The sequence below is a fragment of the Streptomyces sp. NPDC024555 genome (assembly GCF_055559335.1).
The window spans coordinates 278,574-291,620 of record NZ_JBVHKV010000003.1; the positions used below are offsets into that span (position 1 = coordinate 278,574).

The window sequence follows — 13,047 nt, forward strand, 5'->3', positions numbered from 1 at the left end:
GCGGGGTGGGGATCGTCAGGGCCGGGTGATTTCCGCGACAAAGCGCGCGGTCAGGGCCGTGGGCGCGGTGATGGCGGTGCCGACGACGACGCTGTGCGCGCCGAGCTCCAGCGCCTTCACCGCCTCCTCGGGGGTGTTGATCCGGCCCTCGGCGACGACGGGGACGTCGATCGCGGCGGACAGCTCCGCGACCAGGGCGAGATCCGGACCGGTCTGCTTCGGCTGCCCCGGTACGTAGCCGGACAGCGTCGTGGAGACGAAGTCCGCGCCCAGCGCGGCGGCCGTGACGCCCTCGGCGAGCGTGGACACATCGGCCATCACCAGCGCGCCGGCGGCGTGCACCGCCTCGACCAGGTCGGCGAAGGACGAGCCGTCGGGGCGCGGCCGGCCGGTGGCGTCGGCGGCGACGACGGCCGCCCCCGCCCCGGCCACGGCCAGGGCGTGCCGGACGGTCGGGGTGATGTAGACCCCGGTGTCGCCGTCCTTCCACAGCCCGATCACGGGCAGGTCCACGGCGGCGGCGACCGCCGCCACGACCTCGGGCTCATTGGCCCGGATCGCCGCGCCGCCCCCGGCCGCCGCCGCGCGGGCGAGCCGGACCAGCGTGGACGTCTCGCGCATCGGATCGCCCGGAGGCGCCTGGCAGGACACGATCAGCCTGCCCCTCAGGGCGGTGGCCAGGTCGCGCGCGGTCGGCGGAGTGCGGGTCATCGGAGTGCTCCCGGACGGTGGAGGGGAAGGGTGGTGGTGAGGGCGGCGGCGCCGAGCACGGCCGCGTCGTGGCCGAAGGCCGGTGCCCGGGGGACGAGGCCGCGCAGCGGGCGCATCAGCTCCGCCGCGAAGGCGTCCCGGAGGGCCTTCTCGTACAGCGGCCCGATCCGGGGGACCCCGCCGCCGACGACGACCCGGTCCGGGCCGAGCGCGTTGGCGAGGCCGCCGAGGACACGGCCGGCCGCCGCCGCGCCGGTGGTGATCGCGGTGACGGCGTGGACGTCGCCCCGCGCGGCGCGCGCCGCGACGGTCTCCAGCCGGTCCACGGGGGCGCCGGTCAGCCGTGCGTCATGGGCGGCGATGCCCGGTCCGGAGGCGATGACCTCCAGATGGCCGCCGGCCCCGCAGGTGCAGGGCAGTCCGGCGGCCTCGGGACTCGGCACATGGCCCAGGTGCCCGGCGATACCGGCCGTGCCGTGCAGCATCCGGCCGTCCACGGCGACGGCGCCGCCGACCCCGGTGCCGATCGCGGCGAAGAGCAGCGAACCGCGCCCGCCGCCCTCCGCCCGGAGCGCGGCCAGCTCCGGACCGGCGGTGGCGCGTACGTCGTTGTCGCAGGCCACCGGGTAGCCGGTGCGGTTCGCCAGGCCGGTGCCCAGCGGGGTGCCGGCCCAGCCGCTGATGGAGTCGGTGGCGCTGGTGACCATGCCGGTACGGGGGTCGATCACCCCGGCCGCCGCGACACCGAGGGCGGCGGCGGTGCGTCCCGGGTCGACCTCGGCGGCCGCGGCGGCGAGCGCGTCGAGCACCGCCGCCGCGCCCTCCCGGGCCGGGGTGGGCCTGCTGTGGCGGGCCAGCACCGTGCCGTCCGCGCCGAGGAGCGCCGCGGCGATCTTGGTTCCGCCCAGGTCGAGCCCGACGACGGGACGCCCGGCCGGGGTCCGCGCTGCGGCGGTCATCGGACCGGCGGCAGGCCGGCGCCGCGCAGCCGCCCGGACACCAGCGCGACGGACTCGGCCGAGAGCGGGATCTGCGGGAACGCGGTGTCGCCGCACTCGATCACGCCCAGCAGCTGGAGCGCCGCCTTGAACGCGCCGAGCGCCGAGGAGCTGCGGCCCATGTCCTCCTCCGGGCCCGCGTCGACCATCGCGAACAGCTCGACCAGCCGCTCCTGCTCCTTGGCGGCCGTCGTCCAGTCGCCGCCCCGCGCGGCCTCGTACAGCCGGACGTAGCCGGCCGGGTCGACGTTGCCCAGACCGGGGACGACGCCGTCGGCGCCGGCCAGCAGGGCCGCGTCCACGGTCAGTTCGGAGCCGGTGAGGATGCCGAAACCGGGGGCCGGTCCGTCCGCGCGGCCTTCGCGGCCGCCCAGTGCGACGACGAGCCGGCGAAGCCCGCCCTCGTCGCCGCTGCTGTCCTTGAGCCCGGCGAGCGTGCCGTCCTCGGCCAGTTCGCGGACCAGGGCGGAGGAGAGCTTGCTGTGCACGGCGACCGGGATGTCGTACGCGAACAGCGGCAGGTCCACCTCGGCGCGCAGCCGGCGGAAGTGGCCGGCGATCTCGCGGGTGTGGGTGCGGGTGTAGAAGGGGGCCGTCGCGACGAGGGCGTCGGCGCCGAGCGCGGCGGCGGTGCGGGCGTGTTCGACGACCCGGGGCGTGGTGGTGTCGATGACGCCGGCCAGGACCGGGACGCGGCCGTCGGTCGCGTTGACGACGGTCTCCAGGACCGTGCCGCGCTGTTCGTCGGTGAGGTAGGCGACCTCGCTGGTGGAGCCGAGCGCGAAGAGCCCGTGCACGCCCCCGCTCACAAGGTGTTCGACGAGCCGGGCGAGGGAGGCGGTGTCGACCTCCCCCCGGTGATCGAGCGGGGTGCAGACCGGCGGGACGACGCCGCGCAGCGGTGCGGTCAGAGGCATGGTGAGGGGCTCCAGCTGATCGGGACAGCGATCCGCGGCCTGAGCGGCTACCCGGATCGAGACATGAGACGTAAGATGTCCTATGTCTGGCTCACCTTAAACAGATGCTCCTGTGAACGGTCAAGGGGCAACGGCACCCCGGGAGGACGTTGTGGCGCGGCCCACCATGGCGCAGGACATCGAGCGCAGGCTCAAGGAGCTGATCCTGGAACGGCGGCTCGCCCCCGGCGACATGCTGCCCACCGAGGGCGAGCTGATGGAGCTGTTCGACGTGGGCCGGGTCTCGGTGCGCGAGGCCCTGAAGTCCCTCCAGGCGGTGAACGTCGTCGAGATCCGGCGGGGCTACGGCACCTTCGTCGGCTCGCTCTCCCTGTCCCCCTTCGTCGAGGGGCTCGCCTTCCGCGCCGCCGTGCGCCACCGCCTCGGCGAGCCGGGACTGGCCGAGCTGATGAAGGTGCGCGAGGCGCTGGAGGCGGGGCTGGTCGGGGCCGTGGCCGCCGGCGTCCCCGACGAGGACCTGGCGGTGCTGCGGGGGCTGGTCGCCGCGATGGAACGGGAGGCGGCCGGCGGCCGGGTGGCCCGCGCCACCGACCGGGCCTTCCACCTCGCGCTCTACGCCGCCCTGGACAACCACCTGCTCAGCGAGGTGCTCGACGCCTTCTGGGCGGCCATGGACCGGGTCCGCGAGGACTTCGACGACGGCCACCAGGACCCGGCGGTCACCTGCGCCCAGCACCGCGAGATCGTCGAGGCCGTCGCGGCCGCCGACGGCGAACGCGCGGTCCGGGCCATGCGCACCCACTTCGACGGCATCCGCGCCCGCCTGGAGCCGACTCCGGCCAGCTGAAGCGACGGGGGGAGCGCTCGGGCTTCCGCAGGTTTGGGTGGGGCAAACCCGGACGGGGTGCGCTCGGCTTTGTGCAGGCCTCGGTGGGGGCTTGCCTGGGCGGGGTGGGTTCGGGTTGCCGCCGATCGGGGGCGGTTGAGCCTGCCGGTGCGGGCTCGGCTCCCCGCCGGCCCGGTGCGGGGCTCACCCCTGCCGGTGCCCGCTCAGCCTTCCGTCGCCCCCGTGATCGCGGTGACCGCCATCCGTACCGCCCGGTCCGTCACCGCCGCGCTGTCGTCGCCGTTCTCGATCGCCGTGGTGGCCGCGTTGACGATGCCCTGGAGGAGCAGCGCCGTGCGCCGGGGGTCCTGTTCGCCCAGCTCGGTGAGCGCCCCGATCAGCGGGGTCAGCAGCTCGCGGTGGACCCGCGCCGCGCTCTCCCGCACCAGCGCCGCGTCCTTGACCCGGGCCAGCGCCCCGGCGATCCGGTGCTCCCCGCCGCGCACCAGCTCCAGCTGCGAGGAGACATAGGCGGCGATCTTCTCCTCGGGCGTCCCGGCCGCCGCCATGCCGGCCCGGATGGCGTCCGTCCAGCGCGGCATCGCGTCCTCGACGACGGCGGCCAGCAGCTCGGGGCGGCCGGGGAAGTACTTGTACACGCTGTTGCGGGCCAGGCCCGTGGCCCTGGCGACCGAGGCGAACGTCACCGCCTCGGCGTCGCCGCCCTCCAGCAGCTCGCGCGCGGCCCGCACCAGCGCCAGCCGCTGCTGGGCGTGGTGCTCGGCGACGGTCGCGGCGCTGATCCTGGGCACCGGCCCAGTTTAGGGCGTGCCGTACGGGCGGGGCCGGGTCCGCCCCGGCCCCCGGACGTCTCACCCCACCCCCCACTTGGGGACGCCGTGTCCCCATCATCTATGTTGGCGACACACCGTCCCTAACATCGATCCACCGAAGGGAACCGCCGTGTTCCTCGCACTGCTGGAACTGCGCGCCGCCCGGGGCCGCTTCCTGCTCATGGGGTCCGTCGTGGTGCTCGTCGCCGCACTCGTCGGCATCGTCTCCGGCTTCACCACCGGACTGGGCGACGACACCATCTCCGCCCTGCGGAGACTGCCCGCCGAACGGCTCGTCTTCTCCTCGGACGCCCGCTCCGACCAGTTCGCCCGCAGCCTCCTCGACGAGAAGACCGCCACCGCCTGGCGCGAGGGGTCGGGCGCCGACCTCACTCCGCTCGGCGTCTCCATCACCCGGGGCACCACGGACCGGGGCGCCGAGGTCGACATCGCCGCCTTCGGCGTCGACCCGGACTCCTTCCTCGCCCCCTCCACCGGCGAGGGCAAGGGGCTGAAGGGCGCGGGCGACGACACCCTGGTGATGTCCGCCCAGCTCGCCGACGACGGCGTGCGCGTCGGCGACACCCTCGTCATCGACCGCCTCGGCATCCGGCTGCGCGTCGTCGGCGCCACCGAACGCTCCAGCTACGGCCATGTGCCCGTCGCCTACGTGCCCCTGACGACCTGGCAGCGCATCCGCTTCAGTACCCCCGGCGCCCCCGCCGCCACCGCCACCGCGATCCCCGCCCAGTACAGCGCCCTGGCCCTGCGCACGGCACCCGCCGGGGAGACGGCCGACGCCCTCGACACCCGCCTCTCCACCACCACCCTCACCAAGGAGAAGGCGTACGAGGCCGCCCCCGGCTACACCGGCGAGCGCGTCACCATGAACTCGATCCAGGTCTTCCTCTACCTGATCGCCCCCCTCGTCGTCGGCGCCTTCTTCGCCGTGTGGACGGTGCAGCGGCAACCCGAACTCGCCCTGCTGCGCGCCCTGGGCGCCTCCCGCCGCCGGCTGCTCGGCCACACCCTCTTCCAGGCCGCCGCCGTCGTCGTCCTCGGCACCGCCGCCGGGGCCCTGCTCGCCGGGGCCGTCGGCCTGCTGGTCGGCGAGAAGGTGCCGTTCAGCCTGCCCGCCGCCACCCTCACCGCCACCATGTGCACCGTCGCGGCCGTCGGCCTCGCGGGCACCGTCCTGACCCTGCGCCGGGTCACCCGAGCCGACCCGCTGACCATGCTGGGAGCCAACCGATGAGCCTCGAACTGAGCGGCGTCACCGTCGCGTTCGGCACCGACGACGCCCGTACCACCGTCCTCGACCAGCTCGACGTCACCTTCGAACCGGGCAGGATGACCGCGCTCGTCGGCCCGTCCGGCTCGGGCAAGTCCACCCTCCTGGCCGTCGCGGGAGCGATGCTGCGGCCCACCGCCGGCACGGTCCTGCTGGACGGCGAGGACCTGGCCGCGCTCTCCGACGCCCGGCGCGCCCAGGCCCGCCGGGAACGGATCGGCTACATGTTCCAGAGCGGCAACCTCCTCTCCGGGCTGAGCTGCGTCGACCAACTGCTCGCCGTCGTCTCGCTCACCGGCGCACGCCCCCGGGCCCACCGCGCCCGCGCCGAGGAGGCGCTGACCCGGGTCGGCCTCGGCCACCGGCTGCGCCACCGCCCCGATCAGCTCTCCGGCGGCGAACGCCAGCGCACCGCCCTGGCCAGGGCCCTCTTCCTCTCGCCCCGGCTGCTGCTGATCGACGAGCCGACGGCGGCCGTGGACCGCGCGCAGGCCGGGGACCTCGCCGCGCTCCTCGCCGAGCGCACCCACCAGGACGCCTGCGTGACCGTCGTCGCCACCCACGACCCGGCCGTGGCGGAGACCGCCGACCGGGTCGTGGACATGGCCGCCCTGACGGCCGCGGCCCCGGCCGGCTGACCGGTGCCGTCGCGACGGAGCCGTATCGTCGCGACGGTGTGGTTCCGTCGGGACGGTCGCGCTACGACGGTTCGGTAGCGGCGTGACGGCCGCGCCACGACGGAACGGTTGCGTCGCGACGGTCGAGCCGCAACGGAACAGGTGCGTCGCGACGGTCGTGTTGCGATGCAACGGTCACGGCGTGACGGCTACGCCACGACGAAACGGTTGCGTCGCGACGATCACGCCGCAACGGAACGAGTCCGTCGCGACGGTCACGCCACGACGAAACGGTCACGGCGCGACGGTCACCGCCGTGCTGCCCGACGCCTGCTTGCCGTCCGCGCGGTAGGTCGCGGTCAGCACGGCGGAGCCGGAGGACCCCGAGGGCACGGTCACCGGCACCTTGACGTTGGCACCCTCGCCCGGCCGCGTCGCCGGGAACGCCACCGTCGCGCCCGTCCAGCCGGCCGGCCCGGACAGCTGCACCGTGCCCGCGCTGCGGCGCACGTCCATCCGGTTGACCACCCGGACCGTGACGTCCGTCGTGGTCCCCGCCTTCAGTGACGCAGGCGGGGTGATCGTGATGTCGGCGCAGGTCCCTCCGAGCCACTTCAGGTCGAACGAGGCGTAGGTGATGTGCTCGTAGTTGCCCCGCTCGTACAGCAGCCCCAGCCGCCCGTCCGGCAGCCGGGTCAGGGTCGAGTACGCCGAGGCACCGGCGTCCACGACCCTTTTGATCGGCCACGACTTCCCGTTGTCGCAGGACATCTTGACCGTGAGGTTCTTGCGCGAGGTGGCCTCGGTGTTGCTGAACAGGAGCCAGGAGGACTGCGGGTTCGACGCGGGTGCGTCGGGGGCGTAGCGCATGATCGAGCCGTTGTTCGCCGGGTCGGGCAGCTCGGTGTCCTGGACGAACGGGGTGTAGGTGACGCCGCCGTCGGTCGAGCGGGCGACCGTGCGGTACGGCGCGGAGCGGTTGTTGAGCATGACCGTGCCGTCGTTTAGCTCGACCGTCTTGTTCTCGTCGCCGCCGGGGCCGACGGGGGTGCCCGTCCTCCACGTCGCCCCGTGGTCGTCGCTGTACGCGCTGACCGCGTAGTTGGCCCCGTTGTTCCGGATCGCGTACTGCTGGATCAGCCGGCCCTTGTGGGGCCCGTTGCGCAGTTGGATGCCCTCCCCGGACGCGGCGAACATCCCGCCCCAGGCCGGGTTCTTGATCTGCTTGGTGATCCGGCGGTGGGTCCAGGTGAGCCCGTCGTCGTCGGAGTAGCTGTAGTCGGCCTGGAGGACGTTCGGGTCGGACTCGTCGGTGCCGGTGGCCGAGCCGAAGAAGCCCTGGTTGACCCCGGCCGCGTAGAACAGGAAGATCCGGCCGGTCTGCCGGTCGACGAGCAGGCTCGGGTCCCCGTAACCGGCGGGCGCGGCGTCCTTGCGGACCACCTGCTGCGCCTGCCAGGTCGTCCCGCCGTCCGTGCTGCGCCGCAGCACGATGCCGATGTTGGACGGCAGGTCGCCGAGGGTGGGGCGGGCGTCGTACGCCGCCAGGACCGTGCCCTTGACCGAGGTGGTCAGGGCCGGGATGCGGTAGTGCGGGGAGCCGACCCCGTCGACGGTCAGGTCCTGGGAGGTGAGCGTGCCGGGGGTGGCGGCCGAGGCCTGGCCGGTGACGGCCGTGGCGGCCACCAGCAGGGCGGCGCCGAGCAGGGCGGTGGGAACGGTTCGCTGCATGGACGGTCTCTCTTCTCGGAAGGGATGGTGCTTCTCGGAAGGGGGGCTCGCGGGGGAGTGCGTGCGGCGTCCGGGTTACGGGACGCGCAGGGAGCACACCGCGCTGCCCGCGTCGAAGATCCGCAGGTCCTTGATCATCTTCAGGGCCATGCGGTGGTGGCCCCGCTCATTGGGGTGCAGCCCGTCGCTGAGCAGGGAGAGGGGGACCTGGCCGCCGTCGCCGGTCAGCCAGTCGTTGTAGTGGTCGACGAAGACCGTCTTCTCCTGGGCCGCGACCTCGCTCATGATCTCGGCGTACCGCGAGAGCCCCACCCGCCCCGGCCATCTCGCCGGATCGACCGGATTGGGCGCCTGGAGGACCGGGACGGGGGAGCCGGGCAGCGCGCGCACCGCACGCACCAGCGAGACCAGATCGGCCCGGTACGCCTCGGGGCCGCGCCCGGCCGTCGCGATGTCGTTCGTCCCGATCATCACCGAGACGACCTGCGGCGCGAAGGCGGTGACCCGCTGGGCGAACTGCGCGAGGAGTTCCGCGCCGGTCGCGCCGCTCACCCCGGTGTCGATGACGAAGTCCCGGTTCTTCGGCTTGCCCAGCTCCCAGCGGACCCGTTCCGTCCAGTGCTCGGGATAGCTGCGCCGGCCGTGGGTGTGCAGCGCGCCGTGCGTGATGCTGTCGCCGGTGAGGACCCAGGTGGCCGGGGTGTCGCCGTTGAGGAGGAGGGAGATCCGGCCCAGGTCGGTGAGGTCCGGGTCGGGGCACTGCGCGACCAGTTCGCTCTCGCTCAGCATCCGGTCCCAGACGGCGGCCCGTTCGATCGTGCCGGTGCAGAACCATTCGCCGCCGGGGTGGTCGCTGTCGGTGTTGCGGCCGAGCGACAGCGAGCCGAGCCCGGAGACGTGGCCGAAGAAGGGGTGTGCGGCGGTTTCGAGGACCGTACGGCCCCCGGCGTGCAGCCGGATGCCGGAGGGGCCGGCGGTCACGGCCACGGTGTGGCTCCGCCCGTCGTCGTAACATGTCCTGGTCATGACATTCGCGAGCACGGCACCCTTCTCCCGTACGGAGAACTGCAGGGCGCCGCCGCTCAGGTTCAGCGTGAGGTTCGAGGAGGGGGCGGTCGGGTCCGAGGCGCTGAGCAGCGTCATCGCCTGGTTGTGGCTGGTGGTGCGGAAGGTGACGACGATGGTGCCCGTGGTGAGCGGGGCGAGTACGCCGACCCGGTTCGACAGGTCGACGTACTCGGTGCCGTCCAGGTCCACGGGGGTGTCGTGGTCCAGGACGGGGCCGCGCCCCGCGGCGAGGGCGCGGCCGCCGAGCTGGCTGCCCAGGGCCGCCGCGCCGGCGGCGAGAAGCATGGATCGTCTGCGCACGGAAGGTGCCTCCGGTCAGGAGTGGCCGGCCTGCCCCGATGACAGGCCTGCGAACAGGGAACGCACCCAGGCCAGTTGCTCCCGCTGCTGGTACTCCGCTCCGCCCTCGTGCCCGTTGAACGCGTAGACCCGGACGTCCTTGGGTCCGGCGTAGCCGTTGTACGCGGCGAAGCACGTGGAGGGCGGGCAGATCTCGTCCATCATCGCGACGGAGAACAGGGCGGGGGCGGTGGCCCGGGTGGCGTGCAGGGCCGCGTCGAAGTACGCGAGCGTCCCGAGGACGGACTCGGCGCGGTCCCGGTGGAGCCTGAGGTACTCGGCGATCTCGGTGAACGGCGGACGGCCCGCGATCTGCGCCCCGCGCCGGATGTCGCACAGGAACGGCACGTCCGGCATCACCCCGGCCAGCCCCGGTACGAGCCCCGCGACGGCCAGGGCGATGCCGCCGCCCTGGCTGATCCCGGTCACCACGATCCGGTCCGGGTCGATCTCCGGCCGGTCGCGCACCGCGTCCACGCAGCGCACCGCGTCGGTGAACAGCCGGCGGTAGTAGTACGTCTCCGGGCTCTCGATGCCCCGGGTGAGGAAACCCGGAACGGACCCGGGCGCGCCCTCGTGCGGATCGGCGGTGTCGCCCCCGGCGGACGACCAGCCCTGCCCGCGGGTGTCCATGAGCAGGTGCGCGTGCCCGGCGGCGGCCCAGAGCAGGTTCTCGTGGGCCAGGCCCCGGCCGCGCCCGTACCCCAGGAACTCCACGACGCAGCCGAGCGGTTCGCTCGCCCCGGCCGGCAGCCGGAGCCAGCCGCGGACCGGCTGCCCGTCGAAGCCGGGCAGGGTCACGTCGTACGTACGGACCTGGGTGAGCCCGGTCCCGACCTCGGTGAACCGTGCCTTCGCGGCCGGGTGGGCGCGGGCCTCGCCGAGGGTCCTCGACCAGAAGGCGTCGAAGTCGGCGGGGACCGGCAGATCGGGCCGGCGGGCGAGGCAGTCCGCGAGCGAGAGGTCGGTCAACGGCATGGGGTGCCCTCCTGGGGCGGTGGTGCGGGCCTGTGAGAGGTCGCCGAGTCATCAGACGGATGACGTCAGATGTCCTGTCGGTACACGGACCCTAGGCATCCCCGCACGGGGGCGTCAAGGGTCCGGCCGGACGGCGTCCGCCCGCCCGGGAGGGTGCGGGCGGAACGTCAGCGGCGGGCGCGGGCCTCGGAGATCCGGCGTCTGACCGGGGCGTAGTGCTCGCCGAGCGACTTGATGAAACCGGCGATGTCACCGGCGCGGGCGGCGTTCACGATGTTCTGGTGGGCGGTGATCGTCTCGGTCTCGTCGGCGTGCGTGAAGCCGTCCAGATGCGGTGCGACGATCGCGTAGACGTCCCAGAACGCCATCGAGAGCTGGCCGATGAGGTCGTTGCCGAGCGGGGCGACGAGCAGGGCGTGGAAGGCCCGGTCGGCGTCGACGAAGCCGTGCCCCTCCTGGGCGCCGGTCGCGCGCATGGTGGCCACGAGCGCGTCCAGGCTGTCGAGCTGCTCGGGGGTGAGCAGCGAGACGATCCGGTCGGCCATGCCGCGCTCGAAGAGTTCGCGCACGTCCACCAGGTCGGCCATCACCTGGAAGTCGTCGTCGGGGGAGAGCAGGCCGCGGAAGGTCAGGCTCTCCACCAGCGCGGACAGGCTGAGCCGGCCCACGTAGGTGCCGTGACCGTGCCGGACCTCCACGATGTCCAGCGCGTTGAGGATCTTCACGGCCTCGCGGACGCTGGAACGGCTGGCGCCCAGCGCCTCGCACAGGGCGGGCTCGGTGGGCAGCGGGTCCCCGGGGCGCAGCCGCTCCTCCAGGATGTACCGCTTGATGCCGTCGACGACTTCCTGCCGGAGCAGCTGCCGGCCGGACCTCGTACCGGACATATGTGAACTCCCCACCTCTTGACCCCTCTCGATTGTCAAGCTACGTTCCCACGCTATCAAGGCATCAGACATCTGACGTCTGATGCTCTGCGCTCCGCGGTCGTTCCGCGGACCCCGCGGAACCCCCCGTTCCGACCCATCTCGCCCCACCTCACGTCCCTGGAGGACCCGTGCCCGAGCTGAGAGCAGCCGGTGTCGAGCGCCGCACCTTCCTTCGTTACACCGGCGCCATCGGTGCCGCGGCCGCCATCACGGCGGGCCTGTCCGCCTGCGGCGGACCGTCCTCGACCACCGACGGCTCGGCGGGCAAGGGCGGCGGCACCGACCTCATCGAGGCCGGCCTGTCCTACGCGCTGTCGACCGGCTTCGACCCGATGATCACCTCGGGCGCGACCCCGTACGCCGCCAATATGCACATCTTCGAGGGCCTGGTGGATCTCGATCCGGCAACACTCGTGGCCCGCCCCGCGCTCGCCACCGAGATGCCGAAGAAGATCAACGCCACCACCTACCGCGCCACCCTCCGCAAGGGCGCCACCTTCCACGACGGCTCGCCGGTCACCGCCGACGACGTGGTGTTCAGCTTCGAGCGCATCCTGGACCCGAAGAACGCCTCGCTGATGGCGCAGTTCGTGCCCTTCATCGACACCGTCGAGGCCGTCGACGCCGGCACGGTGGAGTTCAAGCTCAAGTACCCCTTCGCGCTCTTCCCGTCCCGGATCGCCGTCGCCCGGATCGTGCCGAAGAAGGTCGTCGAGGCCGACGTCAAGGGCTTCGACGCCAAGCCCGTCGGCTCGGGCCCGTACGCGTTCGTCTCCGCCACCCGCGAGGACAAGATCGTCTTCGAGAGGTTCGACGCCTACAACGGGCCCCACCCGGCCAAGGCCAAGAAGATGATCTGGCGCCTCATATCGGACCCGTCGGCCCGTGTCAGCGCCATGCGCTCCGGCCGCGTCCAGGCCATCGAGGACGTCCCGTACATCGACGTGGCCGGACTCTCGGGCAGCGCCAGGACCGAGTCCGTGCAGTCCTTCGGCCTGCTCTTCCTGATGTTCAACACCGCCGACAAGCGGTTCGCCGACAAGCGGGTCCGCCAGGCCCTGCACTACGCGCTGGACACCGAGAAGATCATCAAGACCGCCATGGTCGGCAACGCGGCCGCCGCCACCGGCTACGTCCCCGCCACCCACCCCGACTACCACAAGGCCGCCACCGTCTACACCCACGACGTGGCCAAGGCCAAGCAGCTCCTCGCCGAAGCCGGCGTCAAGAACCTCAAGTTCACCGTCCTGACCGCCGACACCGGCTGGGTCAAGGACATCGCCCCGCTCATCAAGGAGAGCTGGGCGGCGGCCGGCATCGACGCCACCCTCAACATCGCCCAGTCCGCGGCCCAGTACGCCAAGGTCGACAGCGGCGACTTCGAGGTCCTCGTCGCCCCCGGCGACCCCTCCGTCTTCGGCAACGACGTCGACCTGCTGATGCGCTGGTTCTACTACGGCTTCTGGCCCGAGAAGCGCTACGCCTGGTCGAAGACCCCCGCCTACAAGCAGGTCAAGAAGCTCCTCGACCAGGCCGCCGCGGCCGCCGACGAGGCCACCCGCAAGCAGCTCTGGGGACGGATCACCGACCTCGTCGCCGACGAGGTCCCGCTCTACCCGATCCTCCACCGCAAGCTGCCCACCGCCTGGAACGAGAAGTCCCTCACCGGCTTCAAGCCGCTGCCCACCACGGGCCTGTCCTTCCTGGACGTCGCCCGCGCCTGACCGGGCCCGGCCCCAGCCCCCCCCACCCCGGTCCGGGACACCGTCCACCCCCGGCGTCCCGGACCGGACGACCCGCCCAACCGCA

The 13,047-nt window shown here is 73.2% G+C and carries 12 protein-coding genes; 4 read left to right on the top strand and 8 right to left on the bottom strand.

What is annotated here, in order from left to right; all coding sequences use genetic code 11:
* Positions 1 to 15: 15 nt before the first annotated feature.
* From ACZ4FH_RS06620 to ACZ4FH_RS06630, 3 genes are read right to left on the bottom strand one after another with little or no spacing between them, the layout of a single operon-like run.
* Complete coding sequence (locus tag ACZ4FH_RS06620; RefSeq protein WP_467302784.1) at positions 16 to 711, bottom strand: N-acetylmannosamine-6-phosphate 2-epimerase; 696 nt, start codon at positions 709 to 711, stop codon at positions 16 to 18.
* Positions 708 to 1,670: an ROK family protein gene (locus ACZ4FH_RS06625; RefSeq protein ID WP_467302786.1), complete on the bottom strand. Its 963-nt coding sequence runs from the start codon at positions 1,668 to 1,670 to the stop codon at positions 708 to 710. Before ACZ4FH_RS06625 ends, ACZ4FH_RS06620 begins: the two co-directional genes overlap by 4 nt.
* Positions 1,667 to 2,626, bottom strand: coding sequence for a dihydrodipicolinate synthase family protein (locus ACZ4FH_RS06630; RefSeq protein ID WP_467302788.1), 960 nt, complete (start codon positions 2,624 to 2,626; stop codon positions 1,667 to 1,669). Before ACZ4FH_RS06630 ends, ACZ4FH_RS06625 begins: the two co-directional genes overlap by 4 nt.
* A 151-nt stretch (positions 2,627 to 2,777) precedes the next feature.
* Between ACZ4FH_RS06630 and ACZ4FH_RS06635 the strand changes: the two genes are divergently transcribed.
* Entirely contained in the window at positions 2,778 to 3,473 is a 696-nt protein-coding gene (locus ACZ4FH_RS06635; protein ID WP_467302789.1) for a FadR/GntR family transcriptional regulator, read from the top strand.
* Between the two features lie 203 nt (positions 3,474 to 3,676).
* On the opposite strand, the gene ACZ4FH_RS06640 is transcribed toward ACZ4FH_RS06635, so the two are convergent.
* Complete coding sequence (locus ACZ4FH_RS06640; protein WP_467302791.1) at positions 3,677 to 4,264, bottom strand: TetR/AcrR family transcriptional regulator; 588 nt, start codon at positions 4,262 to 4,264, stop codon at positions 3,677 to 3,679.
* A gap of 151 nt (positions 4,265 to 4,415) precedes the next feature.
* On the opposite strand from ACZ4FH_RS06640, the gene ACZ4FH_RS06645 reads away from it, so the two are divergent.
* Together ACZ4FH_RS06645 and ACZ4FH_RS06650 are read left to right on the top strand one after the other, a co-directional pair.
* Positions 4,416 to 5,540: an ABC transporter permease gene (locus ACZ4FH_RS06645; RefSeq protein ID WP_467302792.1), complete on the top strand. Its 1,125-nt coding sequence runs from the start codon at positions 4,416 to 4,418 to the stop codon at positions 5,538 to 5,540.
* Complete coding sequence (locus tag ACZ4FH_RS06650) at positions 5,537 to 6,214, top strand: ABC transporter ATP-binding protein (protein ID WP_467302793.1); 678 nt, start codon at positions 5,537 to 5,539, stop codon at positions 6,212 to 6,214. Before ACZ4FH_RS06645 ends, ACZ4FH_RS06650 begins: the two co-directional genes overlap by 4 nt.
* A gap of 273 nt (positions 6,215 to 6,487) precedes the next feature.
* Here the strand turns inward: ACZ4FH_RS06650 and ACZ4FH_RS06655 are convergent, their stop codons facing one another.
* The 4 genes from ACZ4FH_RS06655 to ACZ4FH_RS06670 form a co-directional block, all read right to left on the bottom strand.
* Positions 6,488 to 7,924, bottom strand: a complete 1,437-nt coding sequence (locus ACZ4FH_RS06655; protein ID WP_467302794.1) for a sialidase family protein — start codon at positions 7,922 to 7,924, stop codon at positions 6,488 to 6,490.
* 75 nt (positions 7,925 to 7,999) lie between these two features.
* Positions 8,000 to 9,292: a GDSL-type esterase/lipase family protein gene (locus tag ACZ4FH_RS06660; protein WP_467302795.1), complete on the bottom strand. Its 1,293-nt coding sequence runs from the start codon at positions 9,290 to 9,292 to the stop codon at positions 8,000 to 8,002.
* A 15-nt stretch (positions 9,293 to 9,307) separates the two neighbouring features.
* Complete coding sequence (locus ACZ4FH_RS06665) at positions 9,308 to 10,309, bottom strand: acetylxylan esterase (RefSeq protein ID WP_467302797.1); 1,002 nt, start codon at positions 10,307 to 10,309, stop codon at positions 9,308 to 9,310.
* Between the two features lie 167 nt (positions 10,310 to 10,476).
* A complete protein-coding gene (locus ACZ4FH_RS06670) occupies positions 10,477 to 11,196 on the bottom strand; it encodes a FadR/GntR family transcriptional regulator (RefSeq protein ID WP_467302798.1) in 720 nt (239 codons plus the stop codon).
* Positions 11,197 to 11,366: 170 nt separating this feature from the next.
* On the opposite strand from ACZ4FH_RS06670, the gene ACZ4FH_RS06675 reads away from it, so the two are divergent.
* Positions 11,367 to 12,962, top strand: a complete 1,596-nt coding sequence (locus tag ACZ4FH_RS06675; protein WP_467302799.1) for an ABC transporter substrate-binding protein — start codon at positions 11,367 to 11,369, stop codon at positions 12,960 to 12,962.
* Positions 12,963 to 13,047: the final 85 nt, after the last annotated feature.